Consider the following 20,670-nt stretch of genomic DNA (forward strand, 5'->3'; position numbering starts at 1 on the left):
AACGGTAACATCCCGGATGGGCTTCTGTATGTTCAAGTATGAACAATTCTATTATCAATAATGTACGGACGAATGGAGCGCGCCATGGACTGGGATCTTTGCCGAACTTTCATCGCGGTAGCAGAATCCGGCAGCTATCTCGGCGCGGCGCGCCGGCTGCGCTCCAGCCATCCCACAGTAGGGCGGGAGATTGCAGCGCTGGAGACCCAGCTCGGGACCAAGCTGTTCGTTCGCTCCAATGACGGACTGGTGTTGACGGTTCAGGGTCGCCGCTTCCGCGAACATGCCGGGGCGATGGAAGCCGCAGCGCTGCGGGCCGAAGCCGCCGTCTCGGCCAAAGGTGCGAAAGCGCGGGGACTGGTGAAATTTTCCATCGGCCCGACGCTGGCGGCTTACTGGCTGATGCCGCACATGGCATCCTTCATCGAAAGCCATCCCGACGTTCAGATCGAATTCGTCACGCATCCGTTTCCGGTCAGCGTGCGCAAGCGCGAGGCCGACATCGTTTTGCGCATCTATCAAAGCGGCGACGAAAATCTTGTCGGCCGCAAGATCGCGCGGCTGGGCGTCGGTTTCTATGCATCGCGCGACTACGCCGCCCGCCATCCGCTGCCCGAGCATCGCGACGACTGGGGTCATCACAGCATCGTCGGCTTCGCGGACCGCGCCTCCAATGCAGAACTCGGGCGCTGGAGCGATCATGTCGCCAAGCATGCCTCGGTGGTGATGCGCTGCTCGTCGCAGGCCGACATGCTGGCGGCTGTCCGCGCCGGGGTCGGCATCTGTGCGATGTCCTGCATCGTCGGCGACGCTCACGACGATCTCATCCGGGTGGCGCCGCAGAAACTGGCCGGCCTCTCCGACATCTGGCTGCTGGCGCATCCCGATCTGATCGAACTGCCGCCCGTGCGCGCCGTCATCGATTTCGTCACGCGCCGCTCGCGCGCCGACCGCGAACTTCTCAGTGGCGCCACAAGGATTTAGACACCGGGTTCCGCGATCCGCGCCCACTTCGCTTTTTTGTTGCCCAAGCAACTAATTCGTGACAGCATCTCCGCGGGGAGTCCGACAGAGCAGCAAATGCCGCGCCCCGCAGGGAGAGAACGATGGCTGACCGCGCTGGCGGTGAACGGCTTTACCGGGCATGCGCAAACGTCTTAGGACCGCGCAAGACGACCCGCCGCGATTCCACGATATCTGTTGTTTCAGGAATCGGCCTGAGCGCTGACGGCGCCAAGGTTGCTGTGAATCCGGCGCAGCAGATCGATCAGAACTTCACGTTCCTTGTCGTCGAGGCAGGACAGCAGCCGGCGTTCGCGTTCCAGCGCCGCGACCAAAACCGCGTCATGGGTCGCCTTACCCTTCGGCGTCAGCGAGATCGAATGGGTGCGGCCATCACGCGGATCGGTCTTGATCACGATAAGACCGCGCTCCTGCATCAGAGTCAGCGTGCGGCTGACCGGCCCCTTGTCGAAGCCGATGACATGGCAAATCCGCGATGCAGGAATGCCAGGCTCGATGGCGAGCAGCGAAATAATCCGCCATTCCGTAACGTTCACACCGAACTGCTTTTGATAAAACACCGTGGCGCTGCGCGACAGTTTGTTGCCGATAAACGTGATGAACGCCGGAACGTATCGCTCGAGGTCGAGCGTCTGGTCCGCCTTCGCGCCTTTCGGTTTCGCGGAACGCGATGCGGCCGATCTCTTGGTGCTCATCCGATTGTGCCCATCCGAAAATTCCTGACCTGCAAAGACTTCATAGTCAAGAAGCTCGATCCATTGAAACACGCGCGCGAAAAATCACAAGCCGCGGTTTGATGACAACGAACTCAGGGAGGCTCCCATGACCGAAACAAGTTCAGCGCATCCCGTTCTAGCTTTTGCATCGGGTGCACTCGGCATCGATGGCCGCGCGCAGCTTCGCCCGCCGGGCCTCGATGTTGATCCATTTGCGATGGAATTTTTCGCGGACCCGTATCCGACCCATGAGTTGTTGCGCGAGACCGCCCCCGTCGTGCATCTCGAAAAATGGAATGTCTATGGCGTCGCGCGTTATGCCGAGGTCCATGCGGTGCTCAACGATCCGGCGACGTTCTGCTCCAGCCGCGGCGCGGGGCTCAGCGATTTCGCCAAGGAGAAGCCGTGGCGGCCGCCGAGCCTTATTCTAGAGGCGGACCCTCCGGAACACACGCGCACGCGCGCTGTTCTCAGCAAGGTGCTGTCGCCGGCCGTGATGAAGCAGATCCGCGATGGCTTCGCAGCCGCCGCCGAAGCCAAGGTCGATGAGTTGCTGGCGCGGCGGAATTTCGATGCGATCGCCGATCTCGCGGAAGCCTATCCGCTATCGGTATTTCCCGATGCGATGGGCCTGAAGCAGGAAGGGCGCGAACATCTGCTGCCCTATGCCGGCGTGGTGTTCAATGCGTTCGGACCGCCGAATGAATTGCGCCAGACCGCTATCGAGCGTTCGATACCGCACCAGGCCTACGTGCAGGAACAATGTCAGCGCGACAACCTCACCCCCGGCGGATTCGGCGCCTGTATCCATGCCCGCGTCGATACCGGCGACATCACCGCCGCGGAAGCACCGATGCTGGTCCGCTCATTGCTGAGCGCCGGTATCGACACCACGGTGAATGGAATCGGCGCCGCGATCTATTGCCTTGCGCGGTTTCCGGACGAATTCGCCCGGCTACGCAGCGACGTCAGCCTTGCTCGTAATGCGTTCGAGGAAGCGATCCGCTTCGAGAGCCCGGTCCAGACATTTTTCCGCACCACGACGACGGAGGTCGAGATTAGCGGCCATCATGTCGGCGAAGGCGAAAAGATCCTGATGTTCCTCGGCTCGGCCAATCGCGACCCGCGGCGATGGGACAATCCGGAGCACTACGACATCACACGCAAGACCAGCGGCCATGTCGGCTTCGGCTCCGGCATCCACATGTGCGTGGGTCAGCTGGTGGCGCGGCTCGAGGGCGAGGTGATGCTAGCTGCGCTCGCGCGCAAGGTTCGTTCCATTGCCATCACCGGCGACGTCAAGCGCCGCTTCAACAACACCCTGCGCGGGCTGGAAAGCCTGCCGGTCACTCTCACGCCTGCCTGAGCGAGTATCCATGCCAAGCGTTACATTCATCCACCCGGACAATCGCACCGAGAGCGTCGATGCCAATGACGGCGACAGCGCCATGCTGACCGCGCTGCGCCACGGCATCGACGGCATCGTCGGGGAATGCGGCGGCGGCGCCGTCTGCGCCACCTGCCACGTCTATGTCGACGACAACTGGATCGGCCGACTCACCGAAGTCGGCCTCGACGAGGACGAACTACTGGAAGGCGTCGCCACCGAACGGCTGCCGAACAGCCGCCTGTCCTGTCAGATCAAGATCACACCGGAGCTCGATGGTCTCGTGCTGCGGGTGCCGGAACGACAAGTCTAGAAAACCAACGCGGCCCGGGGCGCCGGGACCGTGCAAACAAAGTCAGAGGGGAAACACAATGAAAAATCTCAAGGGCTATCTCGCCATCGCCGCGTCGTGCATCACACTCAGCGCGGCGCAGGCGGAAATTTCCGACGACGTGGTGCGCGTCGGCGTGCTGAACGACATTTCAGGCGTGTTTCAGGACACCAACGGCATGGGATCGGTGGAAGCCGCACGCATGGCCGCCGAAGATTTCAACGGCGGCGGCAAGAACATCAAGGTCGATATCGTCTATGCCGACCATCAGAACAAGGCGGATGTCGGCTCGGGGATCGCGCGCAAATGGCTCGACATCGAAAAAGTTGATGCCATCGTCGACGTGCCGAATTCGTCGGTCGGCCTCGCCATCAACAATATCGCACGCCATACGAAGATGACGTTTCTGGCGTCCTCCACGGCCACCTCCGACCTCACCGGCAAGGACTGTTCGCCGAACACCATTCAGTGGGTCAACGACGCCTGGGCCACCGGCAATACCACGGCTGCGGCGATGATGCAGCGTGGCGGCACCGACTGGTACTTCCTGACGGTCAACTACGCGCTGGGTCAAGGCATCGAAGCCGAAGCCACCAACTACATCCAGAAGCACGGCGGCAAGGTGCTGGGTTCGTCGCGGCATCCACTCGGCACGTCGGATTTCGCCTCGATGCTGCTGCAGGCGCAGAACTCCAAGGCCAAGGTCGTGGGCCTTGCCAATGCAGGCGCCGACACCATCAACGCCGTGAAGCAGGCCGGCGAATTCGGCCTGAAGGAAAGCGGGCAATCCATGGTGGCCTTCCTGATTTTCATCAACGACGTTCACGGCATGGGGCTGAAGGTGGCGCAGGGGCTGCTGCTGACGGAATCATTTTACTGGGACATGGATGACGATACCCGCGCCTTCGCCAAGCGCTTCGCAGCCCGGCCGGGCATGAACGGCAAGATGCCGAGCGGCAATCAGGCCGGCGTCTATGCCTCGACGCTCGCGTACCTCAATGCAGTCGCCGCCACCGGCAGCGACGACGCCAAGGATGCCGTGCCGCAGATGAAGAAGTTCAAAGGCAAGGACAAGCTGTTCGGCGACGTCACCATTCGCGCGGATGGGCGCGTAATCCATCCGGTCTATCTGTTCGAGATCAAGAAGCCCGCGGAGTCCAAGTATCCGTACGATTACTACAAGCTGCTGACCACGATTCCCGCCGAGCAGGCCTTCAGGCCGATGGCCGATGGCGGCTGCCCGATGATCAAGTGACATCAGGGCCCCGATAAGAACGACAAAGAAAAAAGGCCCCGGTTTTCCGGGGCCTTTTCAATTCGTCTCTGGAAAGTCTCAGTACTTCGCGACGACCGGACCACCCCAGTTGAAGTGGTAGTTCACGCCAACCTTCACAGTGTGGAGGTCGTCCTTGTAGGACAGCGCGCCCGCGGGGGTCACAACAGTCGTGTTGTCGAAGTTATAGTACTGGTATTCGATCTTCGCCGACCAAGCGGGGGCGAACATGTATTCCAGACCACCACCGACGGTGTAGCCGGTCGATTCGCGGTTGGTGACAGCCGGCAGGAAGCCAGCGGTTGCAGCGAGGCCGCTGTCGTCACGGAATGCAACACCGCCCTTGGCGTAGATCAGGCCCGGACCCCAGGTGTAGCCGAGGCGGCCGGTGACCGAAGCGAGCCAATCCGAACGGTCGCGGAGAACAGCAGCGCCGTTCGTGAAGGTGCGGTCATTGTTCGACAGCGCGCTGATCTGGCCTTCGATACCGACCAACCAGTTCGGAGCGAACTGGTAGTCAGCACCGATCTGACCGCCGCCGAGGAAGGCTGCGTCACGGCTGGTGCCGGTGAGGCCAACAATGCTGGTCGCGAAGGCGTCGTCGCCACCGAAGGCGGCGCCGATGTGCGCACCGACGTAGATGCCGGTCCAGTTATAGATCGGCGCGGGCGCGTAAACCGGTGCCTTGGTGTAAGAACGAGGGCCCATATCGGCGGCGAATGATGCGGTCGAAGCCAGCAAGGTCGCGGACAGTGCCAGAAGTGCGGAACGGATGCGCATTGTTTTTCCCCAATGTTTGCGTTGGACGGACCCTATCGGCCCCCCAGTTAACGAAAAATGGACAGGAGGCCTGATGGTTCCGGCCGAATGGGCCAGCCGTGGCTTTCTCTTCAAGCGTGACAAAATAGACACGTTATCGGCCGAAATCGAAAGGTCCTGTTAAGCATGATGCGCCCGCAAGGCTACCGACAGCCACTCTTGCCGCCAGAGGAAATAAGAGGCGAGTTACTCCGCCTCGCCCGTCACGTTGAAACTCGGATTTCTTGGCTTCTATTATGTCTGCAGAGATCGCCGAAAGGGCTTCATGATCTTGGTCAACGTCGGGCTTATCGCGCTGATTTCCTGGAAATGAATTTTTGACAGCTTCCGTAGCCGTCTTTCACCTTCCCTAGTCAACTTGACCAGGGCACGCCGGCCATCGTCGCTGTCGACCATTCTGCTGAGAAGGCCGAGTTTTGTCATCCTATCCACCAGCTCGACAGCGGTGTGGTGTCGGATCAGCAAAAACCCCGCCAGTTCACCGATCGAGACGGAGCCGTGGCTTGAGAAGCCCTTGATGGTGAGAAGCGCTTGATGCTGTTGCGGTGTAAGGCCCTCTTTGTGAGCTGCCGCTTCGCTGAACGCCTGAAATTTCCGAAGCTCGAAGCGAAACCGGGCGAGCGCCTCGTAGTCCACCGCTGGTGTCTTGTCGTGGGTTTCTGGTTTTGCGCCGGCACGACTTACGGCGGAGCGTGGCTTTCGCGTCGAAAGGGTCATTCTCTTGTCCTGCGCACAAGCGCTTCATCTGTTCGATGATAGCGCTATTGGCGGCCCGAATATACGTTACCCACCCGCGGAATCGCACACGATTAGGCGGTTGTCCCAATGCGTTTCGCCATGTCGCCAAGCCTCGAACAGGTCCCCGTCAATGCAACGGCTTGGCGATGACGCTCCGATTACTCGCAGGATGAACTGAGCAGGCTCAGAAGAATGATCTGCAGCGCCAAAGGGACCTTCGTGCTTCTTCGCCGCACGGATCTTTCAAGCGCTTCGGTGATCTCAACCTTGGTCAGTTTGCCTTCGGCGAATCTTGTCTCGAGTTCACGCCACATCGCCGTGAGCGATTTGCCGGCATGGCGAATCGGCGGAATGGTCACGCCGCGCGATGCGGCCCACTTGACGATCTCCTCGGAGGTCTGCGGGCCGCAATTCCGTGCGGTTGCAAGATTCTTCATCGTGATCTTGCGCAGGAACACATCCCCGGGAATCCAGTGTCCGCGCGGCGGAATCTCTCCCGTGAGCTCCGGCGCCAGCAATTTCAGAACGTTGATCGCACGGCCGCTGAGTTCGCTGGATATGTCTGCAGCGGTTGCCGCAATGAGGCTGCTGCTTACCAATTGCGGCCCGGCTTTACGCACCGTCCCGAAGCGCGGGTCCGCTGCAAGCAGCGCGTTGCCTTTGCGTCGCGACGATACGCTGCGGCGAACCAGCGAAGAGACGGCTTTGCTTTTCATGCTCATCGCACCTGCCACTCGCGACGCCGAGCACGCGAACGACCCCGGCCGCAGCGCAACATGATTTTCGAATATATCGCAAACCGATGCATCCTCGCATCCTAGTACGGGAAGTCATGCGACGAAAGTGACATTGACAGTCAAGTATATCGTAATGCGATATGAAATCTCACGCGGACTGACAAGTGATCTGCCGTCGTGAGGGCGATGACGCTGGAAAATCAAAAAGGGAGCATGAACGATCGCGGGTCGTCATGACGTTCTGCGAAATGCTGTCGTCCAGACCGGGCGCCTTTGCGGCCCACTTGAAGCGCGTATCACAACAACAAAATGCATTTTGGAGGATGACTGATGAAGAAGGTAATTCAGAATTTCAACATTCCGCTGTCGCGGCGCGCGATGCTCCAGACCGCGGCGGGCCTCGCAGGCGGAGTCATGCTGCCCGCCGGTAAGATCGTCCCGGCACTCGCAGAAGATCATCCAGCGCTCGGAACCTATCCGGCCGGATCGTCCGGATCCTCGGTATTTGTCGGTATTTCGGTGCCTCGCACAGGAACATATGCCGCGCCGGGCGAAGATCTCATCAAGGGCTATGAGCTTGCGATCGAGCATCTCAACGCGGGCAATCCCCTGATGAGCAAGATTTCCCCCAACATCAAAAAGGGCGTGCTCGGCAAGCAGATCAAGCATGGCATCGCGGACTCGGAAGCCAAGCCGAATACCGCCGTACAGAATTTTTCGAAATTCATCAGCCAGGATAAGGCCGTCGTCGTCACCGGCTCGGTGTCGAGCGCTGAAGCGGTCGCCATGAACAAGACCGGAGACCGCGAGAAGGTCATCTACCTGCCCGGCATTTCCGGTTCCAACGACACGACCGGCAAGGATTGCGTGCGTTACAGCTTCCGCGAATGTTTCCACGCGCAGACCGCAGCCAAGGCGATTGCGCCGTTCCTGATCAAGAATCTCGGCAAGAACAAGAAGATCGCCTTCCTAACTCCGGATTACACCTACGGCCACACCACGCGGCAGTCGATGGAAGACTATCTCAAGGAGGGTGGCTGGACGGTTGTCACCAACCAGATTTCACCGCTCGGCACCACGGACTACAGCTCTTATCTTCTCAATGTTGCCAATAGCGGCGCGGACGTGCTGATCAACATCAACTTCGGCCGTGACGCCGTGCTGTCGATCTCGCAGGCCAAGCAGTTCGGCATTCTCGGCAAAATGACGCTGGTGGTTCCCTACAACACGCCGTTCCTCGCCAAGGAAGTCGGCGCCGCGAACATGCAGGGCGTGTTCGCCGCCACCGATTACTGGTGGACGATGGAAGACAAGTATCCGCTCGCCAAGATGTTCAATGAGGCATTTCGCGCCAAGCACAAGAGCAACCCGGAATGGGGCGCGTGCACAGCGTACATGCAGCTTGCGATGTGGGCCGATGCGGTTGAGCGGGCAAAATCGTTCTACCCGCCGGACGTCATCAAGGCCTACGAAGCTGGCGCCAAGGTGCAGTCGATGGTGGGCGAAGTGCAATTCCGCGGCGCGGATCATCAGTTGATCCGTCCCGTGGTCATCACGCGCGGCAAAAAGCCGGGCGACATGAAGAACCCGGACGACTTCTACGAGGTGGTCGAGGTTGTCGGCGGAGAGGGACTGCTGCAGGCGCCGGATCACTACGGCTGCAAGCTCGGCGGCTACACCTGACGTCCGCATAACGCGCGTATTCCGTCGAACTCACTCGCGAGTGCAGCCGGAATACGCGCCCTTTTATCAAACTCGAGCATTTTCCGGCAGCAGCCAGATTTTTTTGCCGGACGATGTTCTATTGCTGAGTGAGGCGTTCCGTTGATCAACTGGGCTAATCTTGTTTCGCAGATGTTCAATGGCCTGGTGCTGGGCGCGTTGCTCGCGCTGATCAGTTCGGGCCTGACCATTATCTACGGCACGCTGGGCGTGCTTAACCTCGCGCATGGCGCAATGTTCATGGTCGGCGGTTACGCCGGTTACGTCGTCTACAGCTACACCGAATCCTATGCCGCGGCGGTGATCGGCGGCTCGTTGTTCGTGCTGCTGGCGGGCGTGGTCATTGAACGCGTCATCATTCGTCATTTTTACAGCCGCCCCGACGAAGATCAAATTCTGGTCACGTTCGGCCTCGGCATCTGCTTCGTCGAACTGATCCGATTTTTCTTCGGCAGTCTGTCGAAGTCGATGCCCTCCCCGCCGTGGGCCTCAGGCATCACATCGCTCGGCTTCATGTTTTACCCGACTTATCGCCTCGCGGTCGTCGGCATCGTGGCGGTGGCGCTGCTTGGGCTGTACCTCGTTCTGTACCGCACCCGGCTCGGCATGATCGTGCGCGCCGGCATCGAAGATTCGGTAATGGTCGATTCGCTCGGCATCAACGTCTATCGCATCTTCATGGTCGTGTTCGGCATTGGCGCGATGGCGGCCGGCTTCGCCGGCATCGTCAACCTGCCAGTGGCGCCTATCACGCCGGATATCGGCGACGCCATTTTGGTGCAGGCCTTCGTCGTTGTTGTGATCGGCGGCGTCGGATCGTTCCCCGGTGCGGTGCTGGGCGGACTGATCGCCGGCGAAATCCTCAGCATCACATCGATGATCAACCCCGGTTATTCCTACGCCATGCTGTTCGCCGTGATGACGCTCGTTCTCGTGCTGCGTCCGCATGGTCTGCTCGGCAGTCAAGGGCGGAACTGAACATGACGATGACCCCTTCTTCTCCGCCCGCTTCCGGGCGGTCTCCTTGGGCGCGCCGCGTCTGGCTGCCGGATATCATTCTTGCCGCCGCACTCATCGCCGCGCCCTTCGTGCTGCCGTCGCTGGGCTTCGTTCCGAACACCATGAGCCGGATTCTGGTGATGGGCCTGTTCGGCATCGGTTTCGATCTGTTGTTCGGCTACACCGGCCTGCTGTCGTTCGGGCAATCCGCCTTTTTCGGCACCGGCGGCTTTGTCGCGGCGTATCTGCTCACGCGCACCGGCCTTTCCAGTGTCATGCTCGGCCTGTTCATCGGCACCGTTGCCGCCGCCGTCACCGGCTATCTGGTCGGTCTGGTGGCGCTGCGCCGCACCGGTATCTATTTCGCGATGATCACGGTGGCGATCGCGGAGGTGTTTTTCTTCATGGAGAACTCGCCACTGTCCGATTTCACCGGTGGCGAGAACGGCCTGCCCGGTGTGCCGTCGCCTGTTTTCAATTTCGGTTTCACCACCGTTTCGGTCAGCAGCGGCTGGACGATGTATGGCTTCCTGGCCGTCTGCTATCTGATCGGCATCATCATCGCGCGCCGCATCGTTCACTCGCCTGTCGGCCGCATTCTGGTGGCGATCCGCGATAATCCGCTGCGTGCCGCCGCCGTCGGCCATAACGTCCACGGTTACAAACTGCTCGTGTTCGTCGTGGCCGCCGCTTACGGCGGTCTCGCCGGCGGCCTGCTCGGCGTGTTGCAAGGCTACATGCCGCCGGACGCCTTCACATTCGACACCTCCGGCCAACTCGTCATGCAGACGGTTATCGGCGGTCTCGGCACGCTTTACGGGCCGCTGGTCGGCGCAGCGGTCTGGCTCTACCTGCGCGACTTTCTGCAGGACACCGCCGGTCTAGGCGCGGCATGGAAGCTCGCGCTCGGCGTTGTCTTCGTCCTGCTGGTCTGCTTCCTCCGTCGTGGCATTATCGGCGGTCTCAGGGATCTTTATGAGCTGACTTTCGCTCGCAAGACACCTGCCCCTGAACCCGTCGAAGCTGCACCGACGCCCGGCCTCACCGCCGAAGAAGAACAGAAAGCCGCAGAAGCCGCAGTTGCAAGAGAGCCGGCGGCAGCGCCGATGCCGCCGCGCCGCCGCGCGCTCGACGGCTACAAGGGTCCCATCCTGCAAGCCACCGGCCTGACCAAGCGTTACGGCGGTCTCGTGGCCAACAGCGATATCGATTTCACCGTACAGCATGGCGAATTGCGCGGCGTGATCGGACCCAACGGTGCCGGCAAGTCGACATTCTTCAAGATGCTGACCTGCGAAGTGGTCCCGACATCCGGCAAAATCGTGTTCGAAGGCGCCGACATCACCGGCAAGACCGTCACCGATGTCTGCCAGTTCGGATTGACCAAGAGTTATCAGGTCAACCAGCTCTTCTCTCGGCTCACGGTGCGTGAGAATCTCATCATCGCCGTACTTGCGGAGCTACGCGGCAAATTCCGCTTCGACATGCTGCGGCGGACTTACAATATTCCCGGGCTGATTGAGCAGGTCGAGCACACGCTCGCCATGATCAATCTGGTCGAGCGCGCCGACGTGGCAGTGTCCTCGCTGGCCTACGGCGAGAAGCGGCGGCTGGAGATCGGTTTGGCGCTCGCGAATTCGCCGAGCCTTCTGTTGCTCGACGAGCCACTGGCCGGCATGAGTCCGCGTGAGCGGGTGGAAACCGTCAAGCTGCTTAAATCCATTGCCCAGGGGCGCACCATGATCATCATCGATCACGACATGGACGCCTTGTTTGAACTGGCGGAGCGCATCACCGTGTTGCAGGAAGGCTGTGTGCTGGTTGAAGGCACGCCGGATGAAATCAAGAACAATCCGATCGTGCAGGAAGCCTATCTCGGGGGAGTGCTCGAATGAGTTTGCTCGAGGTCAGTGGACTCAATTCATATTATGGGGATTCCCACATTCTCTTCGACGTCTCGATGCGCGTGGAGCGCAACGAGGTGGTAGCGCTGCTCGGCCGCAATGGCGCGGGCAAAAGCACAACGCTGAAGAGCCTGATGGGTGTGGTGGCGCCGCGCCACGGCAAGGTCATGTTCAACGGCAAGGATCTGGCCGGGCAGCAGAGCCACACCATCGCGCAGGCCGGTATCCAGCTCGTGCATGAAGACCGCCGGATTTTCGGCAGCCTCAACGTCGAGGAAAACCTCGTTCTGGCCGGGATCACCGCACCGAAGCGCTGGCCGCTCGACCGGATTTACGAGATGTTCCCCCGGCTGAAGGAACGGCGCGGCAATCGCGGCACCGATCTGTCAGGAGGCGAGCAACAGATGCTTGCCATCGCACGCGCGCTGATCCGCGACCCGGAAATCATCCTGCTCGATGAACCTTTTGAAGGGCTCGCGCCCGTGATTGTTCGCGATCTGGTAAACGCATGCCGCGCGCTTGCGGCAGCAGGACAGACGATCGTGCTGGTCGAGCAAAATCTCGCCGCGACGCTCGCACTCGCGCAGCGCGTCTACATCATCAATAACGGCCATATCGTCCACGAAGGACCGGCGCTGGAAATAAAGAAGCAACCGGACGTGCTGCAGCGCTATCTCGGCGTTTAGCGAGGTTGGGCGACCCGACACGATAACAGCAATCGCTGTCGCGTGGAGAGTGGTCGCCCGCCGCGGCGATGCGGTTCGCTGACTAAGCCGATTGCTCTTTGAGAGCGGCTATCAGCTTTGCCGCGTTCTGTTCGAGGACCTTCGGATCTTCCCGGCGCGTTTGAGCCGGCAACAGATCGATCCCCTCGGTCATGGGCATCACGTGCATATGCATGTGCAGCACGACCTGGCCGCTGGCCGGCTCGCTGAACTGCTGAATGATCACACCGCCCGCATTGAACGCCCTGACCGCCGCGACCGCGATGGTTCTGGTGGTGCGCGCCACTTCCGCGAAAGCGTCGGCCGAAATGTCGAGGATACCCCGCACAGGACCCTTCGGGATCACCAGCGTATGCCCTGGCGAGCGCGGCATGATGTCGAGAAACGCGAACGTATGCTCGTTCTCGTAAACCTTGTACGAGGGAATCTCGCCACGAAGGACTTTCGCGAAGATGTTCTGATTGTCGTAGGTCGCCATCTTGCTCCCTGCCGCCGGCGGGAGACCGCCGGATTTCAGCGTTTTGAATGCCCACGCACAGGCAAAGATTCGCTGGCGGAGGGAGTGGGATTCGAACCCACGGTACGGTTTCCCGCACACACGCTTTCCAAGCGTGCGCCTTAAGCCACTCGGCCATCCCTCCGGATGCGCTGTCATGAAGGGGCACGCGCCGTTTTGCAAGAGAGCGCGGGCGCTAGCGGCAAATATTCCGTAAATATCTGAAGTTCTATCGTTATTTGGCGACCAACCAGACGGGAAAACCACCGGTCCGCGTGGTCCGCGCTCAGTGATAGAGCCTGCTGCCGGCGGTACGTAGCGGCCGGACAACGGCGGACGGCAGGTTTGGCCCCGTCGCCAAATGCGTGTTCTCCAGCGCATCGATGAAATCCGCGAACCAGCTATGAACCGTGCTGGCGCGCAGCTTGACCATCATCGCTTCCCAGCGCATCCGCCGCTCGGTGGCAGGCATAGACAATGCAACAGCGATGGCGCGTGCCATGCCGTCGATGTCATGCGGATTGACCAGCAACGCAGTGTCGAGTTCGTTTGCCGCGCCGGCGAATTTCGAGAGCACGAGGACGCCCGGATCGATCGGATTTTGGGCTGCGACATATTCCTTGGCGACCAGATTCATGCCGTCGTGCAACGGCGTGACCACGCCGACTTGCGCGGCACGGTAGAATCCGGCCAGCACGGTCTGGCTGAAGCCCTTGCTGAGATAGCGGATCGGCGTCCAATCCACCTCGCCATGACGCCCGTTGACCTCGGTCACCTGCTTCGACAATTCGTCCTGCAGATTGCAGTAGGCCTCGATGCCGCCGCGCGACGGCGTTGCGATCTGAAGCAGCGAGACCGAGCGTTTCAACGACGGCTGCATCTCGAATAGCCGGTCGAACGCGCTGATGCGATTGACCAGACCCTTGGAGTAATCCACGCGATCGACGCCGATCGCCAGACGCTCGCCGTGCAGGCTCTTGCGCAGGCGCGACACGTCCGGATGCGACGATGCACGCTGGGCTTGCGCGGCAAATCCGTCAACATCGATACCGATGGGGAATGCAGCAATGCGCGAGGTACCGAATTGCGACGTGACAATTCCTCCCCTGTCGACCTGAAGACCGAGATCGCTGCGCAGATAAGTCGCGAAATTCTCGCAATCGTCCTCGGTCTGGAACCCGATCAGATCATAGGCCAGCATCGCCTCGATCAGCTCGCGATGATGCGGCACGCCGGAAATAATCCGCCGGGCGGGCCATGGCGTATGCAGGAAGAAGCCGAGCGGATTGCGGATGCCGAGAGCGCGCATCTCCGCGCCGAGGGCGAGGAAATGGTAATCCTGAATCCAGAACGCCGCGTTCGGCTTTTGAAACCTCATCAGCGCGCGCGCCATGAAGGCGTTCACTTCACGATAGGATTGATAATCGTCTTGCGAGACTCGAATAAGATCGGTGCGGGAATGCAGCGCGGGCCACAATGCGGAATTTGCGAAGCCCTCATAGTAACCGCCGTAGTGCGCGGCGGGGAGATCGAGAAGAGCCAACGCGCCAGCGCCCAGCGATTCGATCTGGGCGAACGAATCCTTGGTAGCGTTGTCACGAACGCGGCCGGAGGAACCGACCCAGATCGCACCAGATTTTTCAACAACAGGCAGCAGTGCGGCTGCCAATCCACCGGTCATCGGCTCATTTGCTTTTGCGCGCGCGACACGATTGGAAACAACGACGAGATCCACAGGGGCCCTCCCTAGTTTCGCAAGCGCAAAACTAACACCTGTTCATCAATATGGTTCCTTGCCATCCTTCAGACTGATTGACGTCGAATTTGGCTGACAATGAATGGAACCGGGTTCCATTCACGAAGGGTGGCTGATTAAAAACGCTTTGCATAGTCTTGACACATACGGAATCTCGCGGCGCGCATCGATTCAAAATACCGCTGAAATATCGCATTAACTGCGCCAATAGCGATCTTCCCAGTTCCGCGACAGTTTCATGCCGGTGAGAATCAAACCCGCCATCGAATAGGTCTGCGGGAAGTTTCCAAACAGCGCGCCCGTTTTCGGATCGATGTCTTCCGACAGCAAGCCGTAGCGATTGCGATGCGACAGCGCATCGATGAACGCTTCGCGCGCTTCCACGCGCCGTCCCTGCTGCCACCACGCATCGATCAGCCAGAACCGGCAGATCAGGAACGCAGTCGCGGGCAGTCCGAAATCATCTTCCGCCGCATAGCGCATGACGTGCTTCTCGCGCAGCAATTCGCGCTCCATTGCCGCCACGGTTTTGACGAAACGCGGGTCGTCGACCTCGCAAACGCCGAGATCCGGCAACAGCAGCACACTGGCGTCGAGGTCGTCGGAACCGAATGCCGCGGTAAAGGCTTCGCGCTTCGGATTCCACGCCTTCTCGACAAGCTCGTGATGAATGGGATCGGCGATGGAGTTCCAGTAGGCCGCACGATCATGCAGGCCAAGCTTCGCAGCGATGGATGCGAGCCGATTGACACCCGCCCAACACATCGCCGCCGAATGCGTATGCACGCGCTGCCGCCCTCGGTACTCCCAGATGCCGGCGTCAGGTTTCAGCGCCACCTGCGCCGCCTTTTCGCCGAGACCTTCCAGCAAACGGAACAGCTTTTCTCCGCCGGGTGTCGGCAGACGTTGGTCGAAGAACAGCGGAAGGGCTGCGAGAATCACGCTACCATAAGTATCGTGCTGGCTCTGTTCGACCGCAGCGTTGCCGATGCGAACCGGACCATCTCCGCGATAACCGTTGAGATCGGTCGTGATCCATTCGTCGAGCGGCAGGTTCGGCACCACACTATAGACCGGTTTCAGCGGCCCATCGGTATTGGTGGCAATCGACAGCGTGAAGCCGATGAAATCCTCCATCGTCTGCGTCGCCCCGACGCGGTTCAGCGCCTTCACCACGAAGTAGGCATCGCGCAACCAGCAATAGCGGTAATCCCACGTGCGTCCCGAGCCTGGGGCTTCGGGAATCGATGTCGTATGCGCGGCGATGATCCCGCCGGTCTCCTCGAAATTCGACAGCTTCAGGGTGATCGCAGCGCGGATGATCGCTTCCTGGAAGTCATAGGAGATATAAAGACGCCGCACCCAGTGCAGCCAGTACGACTTGGTTTGCTCGGCGAACGAGGTGGCGGTGGCGGCAAGATCGCCGGGATACGGTTCGTCATGGCCGAACACCATGTGGACAGGCCGCGTCAGCACGAACGGCGACTCGTGCTCGATCATGGAGATCGGCGCATCAGTGGTGACGCGAACGGTCGTCTCATCCTCGAAATAGCGAATGTGATTGCTGCCCAAGGCCCGGCGCGCCAGCGGCTTGCCGTAGGAATGGGTCGGCCGAACGCGGATGGTGACGCGCGGCAAGCCCGCAATCGGCTCGATGATGCGGAACAATTGCGGTGGACGGAACATCCGGCCGTACTGCCGGAAGCGCGGCGCGAAATCGGTGATCCGAATCGCAGCGCCGTTCTTGTCGGTCAGGATGGTCTCGACGATCGCGGTGTTGCGGACATAGTTCGAGCGATACTCGACCATCCCGTCCAGCACGACGTCGCTGAAGCCCTTCTCTTCATCCCCTGCAAGCAGACGGGAAAATACGGGATCGGCGTCGAAGCGCGGAAAACACCACCACACCAGCCGCGATGTCGGATCGACCAGCGCTGCCGTCTTGCAGTTTCCGATCACGGCCAGATCGAGACCGTGATCGATTTTACCAGCTTCGACCTGCGATGCAGTAATAGTCTTGGAAATGTTCATCGTGCCGCCATGGTTTCTTCGTCGAGCAAATGCGTGAGCCACGCGCGAACGTCCGTCGGCGACCTGAACTGGCCATCGACGCCATGGGCGCGGCGGCCCACCGAGAAGGAGATGCCCTTGAATGCGGGCATGATGGCAAACACAGACTCGTCGGTCACGTCGTCGCCGATAAAAACGGGGTTGCGGCCGGAGAACGGCGCATGGTTCATCAATTCGCGAACACCGGTCGCCTTCGTGAAACCCGCATGCTTGATCTCGCAGACGAACTTTCCAGGAAGAACGTCGATCGGCGCCTGCGGCAGGTCCGCCCGGATCGCAGACACGGCTTCGTAAATAGTGCGCTCGAACTGCGGCGCCAGCCGGTAATGCAGCGCGACGGAATAGCCCTTGTCCTCGTACAGGATGCCGGGGCTGAGGTGCGAGATCGCGATGAAGCGCTTTTTCAGGTCGTTATCCATCGGCGGCGCATGGGCTGCGACCGCCTCATTCTCGATCGACAGCCGCATCTCCGCGCCGTGACCGCCAACCGCGGGAAACTGCAATGGCGCGAAGATCACGTCGATATCGGTCAGGGATCGGCCGCTCACCAGCGCGAGCGCGCCGTCGAGACGGTCGTGCAGCGCCTGAAGCGTCGCGCCCAGTTTCGGCGGTACTATAATGTCGCGCGGCGTCGGCGCGAGTTCGATCAACGTGCCGTCGATATCGAGCAGCAGCGCGGTCTGATCGAGATCCGGCACAATTCCCGCCGGAGCCTGCAAAGCGTCTCTCGCAATCCTTGCAGCGGGCTCTTCAATCACACGATGATCCATTAGCTACTCTTGCGCGGCCAGGGGCCGCGCAACCTCCTCCAGTGACTTGCATTCCGCGTCGATACAATATCGCCACGCGATCAGCGCCGCGGCGATCATCAAGGCCGATCCGAGCAGATAACCGGCGAACACGCTGTTGCGTGAGCCGGTGTCGATGAGAACTCCAAACAAGGCCGGACCGGCAATGCCGCCGATACCGGTGCCGATCGCATAGAACGATGCTATGGCCAGAGCGCGAACCTCGAGCGGAAATGTTTCGCTCACGGTGAGATACGCAGCACTGGCCGCCGGCGACGCAAAGAAGAAGATCACCATCCAGGTGATCGTCTGGGTCTGCGCACTGAGTACGCCGATCGAAAACAGATAACCCGACACGGCGAGCAGAATGCCCGACATGCTGTAGGTGAACGCGATCATGGTACGCCGCCCGACCGTGTCGAACAGTGCGCCGAGCAGCAACGGCCCGAGAAAATTCCCAGCGGCGAATGGCAGGATGTACCAGCCGACATGGCTTGATGCGATACCGAAGAAATCTGTCAAAACCAAAGCATAGGTGAAGAAAATCGCGTTATAAAAGAACGCCTGCGCCACCATCAGCGACAATCCCACCAGCGAGCGGCTGCGATAGGTCCGCAACAATGTATCGACGACCTCGCGCAGCGGCGTGTGGGTTCGCATCTTCAATCTGATCTTCGGCCGGGGGCGATCGGGTTCGCGTCGGTTGGGCGTCACTGAACGTTCAATGTCGGCGACGATCTTCAGAGCGCGCGCGGGCTGGCCGTGAATCATCAGCCAGCGCGGGCTTTCGGGAATCCATAACCGCATCACGAATACGACCAGACCAAGGCCCGCGCCGGTCAGGAACGCCAGACGCCATCCCAGTTCCGGATTGATCACGTCCGGATCGAGCAAAATGATGGCGCTGACCGCGCCCAGCGCGGCACCGATCCAGAAGCTGCCGTTGACGATCAGATCGGTGCGGCCGCGATAGCGTGCAGGCACCAGCTCCTGAATTGTCGAATTGATCGCGGTGTATTCGCCGCCGATGCCGGCGCCAGTGAGAAAACGGAACAATGCGAAACTGGCGAGATTCCACGAGAATGCCGTCGCAGCGGTCGCGGTGAGATAGACCGCGAGCGTCACAAAAAACAGCTTCTTGCGACCAATGCGATCGGTCAGCCATCCGAACCCAAGGGCGCCGAGCACCGCGCCAGCGATATAGGCGCTGGTGGCGAGTCCGACGTCGGTGTTGGTGAACTTGAGAACCGGACTGTCCTTCAGCGCGCCCGATAACGCACCCGCCAGTGTGACCTCAAGTCCGTCGAGTATCCATGTGATGCCGAGCGCGGCGATGACACGGGTATGAAAACCACTCCAAGGCAAGGAATCCAGACGCGCTGGAATATCGGTTTCAACGGTCTCACGCGGGAGGGAACCGGAAGCCTCAACACCGGTCGTCGGTGAGATGCGTGCCGAGGGCGTTTGGGCCGGGGACATCTGGATGTTTGTCAAAGCTGACATCCCGCCGTCTCTTTCACCGGCCGCACCCTCGACCTTCGATGGACGCCGCGACCGGCGAAACAGATAGCAGGAGTTTGGGAACCAGCCTGAGTCCCCAAACGGCGAGTATTATCAATGGGAAAGGCCTCCGAACAGTGAATCCGAAGCCTTCCGCCGACAGAGGGTACGTCCGCCTCCGCTTCCCATAACAACCTGATCGCGAAAGGAAGGTTCCATATGGAACCGGTCATCCGAAAAATGGCTTTCCCGGACTTTTTGGCTCACGATATCCGGGTGGAAGCTCGCGCCGTCAGGCCGCGCGCGCGGGCGGCATCATGTCCTTGTAGCCGGGTGCGAGCTGCAGCTTCGGCTCGGTCAGCGACTGCAGTTTCTCGAGCGTCATGCCCGGAATCATCTCAATCACCAGGAGCCCTGCGGGCGTGACGTCGATCACCGCGAGATTGGTGTAGATACGCTTGACCACGCCCGCCGCCGTCAACGGATAGGTGCAGCGGTTCTTGATGCGCGGCTGGCCCTTCTTGTCGGTATGTTCCATCAGCACACGGATGGCCTTGGCGCCCACTGCAAGATCCATCGCGCCACCAACGCCCGGCGGAAACTCGGGGTCTTCCGTGGTCCAGTTGGCGAGATCGCCGCTCCCCGAAACTTCAAAGGCGCCCAGCAGGCTGACATCGAGATGGCCGCCGCGGATCATCAAAAATGCATCCGCGTGATGGACATAACAGCCGCCCGTGACCAGCGTGGTCAGATTCTTGCCGGCATCGGTCAATTCTTCATCTTCTTCGCCGGGCTTCGGCGGACCGCCCATGCCAAGCACGCCGTTCTCGCTGTGAAAGATCACCTCGCGCGTTTTCGGCACGAAGCCCGATGTCAGCGTCGGAATTCCAATGCCGAGATTGACGTAAGCACCCTCCGGCAGATCCTGCGCCGCTCGCCATGCCATTTGCTGGCGCGTCAGTGGAGTGTATTCGGTCACGATTCAGCTCCCGATCTTGAGCGGTTCGGCGACCACGATGCGATCGACGAAAATTCCCGGCGTCACCACGGCTTCCGGGTCAAGTGTCCCGAGATCGACCATGGTCTCGACCTCGACGATGGTCAGGTCCGCTGCCATAGCGCAGACCGGATTGAAATTGCGGGCGGACTTGCGGTAGGTGAGATTGCCCCATCGGTCGGCTTTGGCCGCCTTGACCAACGCGATATCGCCCCTCAGCGGTTTCTCGAACACGTGCAGCCTGCCGTCGATCTCACGCTGCTCCTTGCCTTCGGCAAGCTTGGTGCCAGCGGAAACCGGTGAGAAAAATCCGCCCAGGCCCGCAGCGGCACAGCGCATCCGCTCGCTGATCGTGCCTTGCGGCACCAGTTCGAGTTCAAGGCTTTTGGCGCGGTAGGCTTTCAAAAATGCACTGTAATCGCCGGAGCGCGGATAGGAGCAGATCACCTTGCGCACCCGCCCCGAGTTGATGAGCCGCGCCAGCCCGTGATCGCCATTGCCCGAGTTGTTGGCAACGATTGTCAACTCGCGCGCGCCTTGATCATGCAGGGCCTCGAGCAAATTGTCCGCGATCCCGACGGCGCCAAATCCCGGCACCAGCACAACGGCTCCATCCCGGACATCGGCGACCGCTTCGGCCAGCGAGCCCACGCGCTTGTCGATCACTCTTTCTATACTCCCTTGGCGAC

The 20,670-nt window shown here is 60.5% G+C and carries 19 protein-coding genes and 1 tRNA gene; 8 read left to right on the forward strand and 12 right to left on the reverse strand.

Features of this window, described 5'->3' with window-relative positions:
• Nucleotides 1–84: 84 nt before the first annotated feature.
• Nucleotides 85–984, forward strand: coding sequence for a LysR family transcriptional regulator (locus tag AC07UB_RS10015; protein WP_492791623.1), 900 nt, complete (start codon nt 85–87; stop codon nt 982–984).
• A 221-nt stretch (nt 985–1,205) separates the two neighbouring features.
• Here the strand turns inward: AC07UB_RS10015 and AC07UB_RS10020 are convergent, their stop codons facing one another.
• Nucleotides 1,206–1,718: a MarR family winged helix-turn-helix transcriptional regulator gene (locus AC07UB_RS10020; RefSeq protein ID WP_492791622.1), complete on the reverse strand. Its 513-nt coding sequence runs from the start codon at nt 1,716–1,718 to the stop codon at nt 1,206–1,208.
• Between the two features lie 238 nt (nt 1,719–1,956).
• Here AC07UB_RS10020 and AC07UB_RS10025 point away from each other — a divergent pair, with 238 nt between their 5' ends.
• Genes AC07UB_RS10025 through AC07UB_RS10035 form a run of 3 tightly spaced genes read left to right on the forward strand, consistent with a single transcriptional unit; the run spans nt 1,957 to nt 4,712 of the window.
• Nucleotides 1,957–3,105: a cytochrome P450 gene (locus tag AC07UB_RS10025; protein ID WP_492792751.1), complete on the forward strand. Its 1,149-nt coding sequence runs from the start codon at nt 1,957–1,959 to the stop codon at nt 3,103–3,105.
• Nucleotides 3,106–3,115: 10 nt separating this feature from the next.
• On the forward strand, nt 3,116–3,439 hold the full coding sequence (locus tag AC07UB_RS10030) for a 2Fe-2S iron-sulfur cluster-binding protein (RefSeq protein WP_492791621.1): 324 nt from the start codon (nt 3,116–3,118) through the stop codon (nt 3,437–3,439).
• A 58-nt stretch (nt 3,440–3,497) separates the two neighbouring features.
• Nucleotides 3,498–4,712 (forward strand): ABC transporter substrate-binding protein, encoded by a 1,215-nt coding sequence (locus tag AC07UB_RS10035; protein ID WP_494652843.1) that lies wholly within the window; start codon nt 3,498–3,500, stop codon nt 4,710–4,712.
• A 78-nt stretch (nt 4,713–4,790) separates the two neighbouring features.
• Here AC07UB_RS10035 and AC07UB_RS10040 read toward each other — a convergent pair whose 3' ends face one another.
• The 3 genes from AC07UB_RS10040 to AC07UB_RS10050 all read right to left on the reverse strand — a co-directional run bounded on the left by AC07UB_RS10040 (nt 4,791) and on the right by AC07UB_RS10050 (nt 7,003).
• On the reverse strand, nt 4,791–5,510 hold the full coding sequence (locus AC07UB_RS10040) for an outer membrane protein (protein WP_494652845.1): 720 nt from the start codon (nt 5,508–5,510) through the stop codon (nt 4,791–4,793).
• A gap of 273 nt (nt 5,511–5,783) precedes the next feature.
• The gene (locus tag AC07UB_RS10045) at nt 5,784–6,266 is read right to left on the reverse strand and encodes a MarR family winged helix-turn-helix transcriptional regulator (RefSeq protein WP_494652847.1); all 483 of its coding nucleotides are present in this window, start codon (nt 6,264–6,266) and stop codon (nt 5,784–5,786) included.
• Nucleotides 6,267–6,445: 179 nt separating this feature from the next.
• A complete protein-coding gene (locus AC07UB_RS10050) occupies nt 6,446–7,003 on the reverse strand; it encodes a hypothetical protein (protein WP_494652849.1) in 558 nt (185 codons plus the stop codon).
• A gap of 351 nt (nt 7,004–7,354) precedes the next feature.
• Here AC07UB_RS10050 and AC07UB_RS10055 point away from each other — a divergent pair, with 351 nt between their 5' ends.
• The 4 genes from AC07UB_RS10055 (at nt 7,355) to AC07UB_RS10070 (ending at nt 12,335) form a co-directional block, all read left to right on the forward strand.
• A complete protein-coding gene (locus tag AC07UB_RS10055; protein ID WP_494652851.1) occupies nt 7,355–8,707 on the forward strand; it encodes a substrate-binding protein in 1,353 nt (450 codons plus the stop codon).
• A 141-nt stretch (nt 8,708–8,848) separates the two neighbouring features.
• Nucleotides 8,849–9,724 carry a branched-chain amino acid ABC transporter permease gene (locus AC07UB_RS10060; protein ID WP_494652853.1) on the forward strand — a complete coding sequence of 292 codons (876 nt, stop codon included), beginning with the start codon at nt 8,849–8,851 and terminating at the stop codon, nt 9,722–9,724.
• A 143-nt stretch (nt 9,725–9,867) separates the two neighbouring features.
• Entirely contained in the window at nt 9,868–11,640 is a 1,773-nt protein-coding gene (locus tag AC07UB_RS10065) for a branched-chain amino acid ABC transporter ATP-binding protein/permease (RefSeq protein WP_494653606.1), read from the forward strand.
• Nucleotides 11,637–12,335, forward strand: a complete 699-nt coding sequence (locus tag AC07UB_RS10070; protein ID WP_492791614.1) for an ABC transporter ATP-binding protein — start codon at nt 11,637–11,639, stop codon at nt 12,333–12,335. Before AC07UB_RS10065 ends, AC07UB_RS10070 begins: the two co-directional genes overlap by 4 nt.
• An 82-nt stretch (nt 12,336–12,417) precedes the next feature.
• On the opposite strand, the gene AC07UB_RS10075 is transcribed toward AC07UB_RS10070, so the two are convergent.
• From AC07UB_RS10075 to AC07UB_RS10110, 8 genes are all read right to left on the reverse strand, one after another.
• Nucleotides 12,418–12,852 (reverse strand): HIT family protein, encoded by a 435-nt coding sequence (locus AC07UB_RS10075; RefSeq protein ID WP_494652855.1) that lies wholly within the window; start codon nt 12,850–12,852, stop codon nt 12,418–12,420.
• Between the two features lie 73 nt (nt 12,853–12,925).
• A tRNA-Ser gene (locus AC07UB_RS10080) sits at nt 12,926–13,015 on the reverse strand.
• Nucleotides 13,016–13,156: 141 nt separating this feature from the next.
• Nucleotides 13,157–14,605 carry an alpha,alpha-trehalose-phosphate synthase (UDP-forming) gene (locus AC07UB_RS10085; RefSeq protein ID WP_492791592.1) on the reverse strand — a complete coding sequence of 483 codons (1,449 nt, stop codon included), beginning with the start codon at nt 14,603–14,605 and terminating at the stop codon, nt 13,157–13,159.
• 216 nt (nt 14,606–14,821) lie between these two features.
• Nucleotides 14,822–16,657, reverse strand: coding sequence for a glycoside hydrolase family 15 protein (locus tag AC07UB_RS10090; protein WP_492791591.1), 1,836 nt, complete (start codon nt 16,655–16,657; stop codon nt 14,822–14,824).
• Nucleotides 16,654–17,466, reverse strand: a complete 813-nt coding sequence (otsB, locus tag AC07UB_RS10095) for a trehalose-phosphatase (RefSeq protein ID WP_494652858.1) — start codon at nt 17,464–17,466, stop codon at nt 16,654–16,656. The genes AC07UB_RS10090 and otsB overlap by 4 nt, the downstream gene beginning before the upstream one ends.
• A gap of 3 nt (nt 17,467–17,469) precedes the next feature.
• Nucleotides 17,470–18,987, reverse strand: a complete 1,518-nt coding sequence (locus AC07UB_RS10100; RefSeq protein ID WP_492791589.1) for an MFS transporter — start codon at nt 18,985–18,987, stop codon at nt 17,470–17,472.
• 289 nt (nt 18,988–19,276) lie between these two features.
• Complete coding sequence (locus AC07UB_RS10105) at nt 19,277–19,930, reverse strand: 3-oxoacid CoA-transferase subunit B (RefSeq protein WP_492792746.1); 654 nt, start codon at nt 19,928–19,930, stop codon at nt 19,277–19,279.
• Nucleotides 19,931–19,966: 36 nt separating this feature from the next.
• Nucleotides 19,967–20,644, reverse strand: coding sequence for a 3-oxoacid CoA-transferase subunit A (locus tag AC07UB_RS10110; RefSeq protein ID WP_492792745.1), 678 nt, complete (start codon nt 20,642–20,644; stop codon nt 19,967–19,969).
• Nucleotides 20,645–20,670 lie beyond the last annotated feature (26 nt).

The sequence above is a fragment of the Afipia sp. GW821-FHT04G03 genome, from assembly GCF_059419985.1.

What these genes read in the sequence shown, in the direction of transcription:
- AC07UB_RS10015 (WP_492791623.1), top strand. Translation starts at nt 85, where the DNA reads ATGGACTGGGATCTTTGCCGAACTTTCATCGCGGTAGCAGAATCCGGC.
- AC07UB_RS10020 (WP_492791622.1), bottom strand. Translation starts at nt 1,718, where the DNA reads ATGAGCACCAAGAGATCGGCCGCATCGCGTTCCGCGAAACCGAAAGGC.
- AC07UB_RS10025 (WP_492792751.1), top strand. Translation starts at nt 1,957, where the DNA reads ATGGAATTTTTCGCGGACCCGTATCCGACCCATGAGTTGTTGCGCGAG.
- AC07UB_RS10030 (WP_492791621.1), top strand. Translation starts at nt 3,116, where the DNA reads ATGCCAAGCGTTACATTCATCCACCCGGACAATCGCACCGAGAGCGTC.
- AC07UB_RS10035 (WP_494652843.1), top strand. Translation starts at nt 3,498, where the DNA reads ATGAAAAATCTCAAGGGCTATCTCGCCATCGCCGCGTCGTGCATCACA.
- AC07UB_RS10040 (WP_494652845.1), bottom strand. Translation starts at nt 5,510, where the DNA reads ATGCGCATCCGTTCCGCACTTCTGGCACTGTCCGCGACCTTGCTGGCT.
- AC07UB_RS10045 (WP_494652847.1), bottom strand. Translation starts at nt 6,266, where the DNA reads ATGACCCTTTCGACGCGAAAGCCACGCTCCGCCGTAAGTCGTGCCGGC.
- AC07UB_RS10050 (WP_494652849.1), bottom strand. Translation starts at nt 7,003, where the DNA reads ATGAAAAGCAAAGCCGTCTCTTCGCTGGTTCGCCGCAGCGTATCGTCG.
- AC07UB_RS10055 (WP_494652851.1), top strand. Translation starts at nt 7,355, where the DNA reads ATGAAGAAGGTAATTCAGAATTTCAACATTCCGCTGTCGCGGCGCGCG.
- AC07UB_RS10065 (WP_494653606.1), top strand. Translation starts at nt 9,868, where the DNA reads ATGAGCCGGATTCTGGTGATGGGCCTGTTCGGCATCGGTTTCGATCTG.
- AC07UB_RS10070 (WP_492791614.1), top strand. Translation starts at nt 11,637, where the DNA reads ATGAGTTTGCTCGAGGTCAGTGGACTCAATTCATATTATGGGGATTCC.
- AC07UB_RS10075 (WP_494652855.1), bottom strand. Translation starts at nt 12,852, where the DNA reads ATGGCGACCTACGACAATCAGAACATCTTCGCGAAAGTCCTTCGTGGC.
- AC07UB_RS10090 (WP_492791591.1), bottom strand. Translation starts at nt 16,657, where the DNA reads ATGAACATTTCCAAGACTATTACTGCATCGCAGGTCGAAGCTGGTAAA.
- otsB (WP_494652858.1), bottom strand. Translation starts at nt 17,466, where the DNA reads ATGGATCATCGTGTGATTGAAGAGCCCGCTGCAAGGATTGCGAGAGAC.
- AC07UB_RS10100 (WP_492791589.1), bottom strand. Translation starts at nt 18,987, where the DNA reads ATGTCAGCTTTGACAAACATCCAGATGTCCCCGGCCCAAACGCCCTCG.
- AC07UB_RS10105 (WP_492792746.1), bottom strand. Translation starts at nt 19,930, where the DNA reads ATGGCATGGCGAGCGGCGCAGGATCTGCCGGAGGGTGCTTACGTCAAT.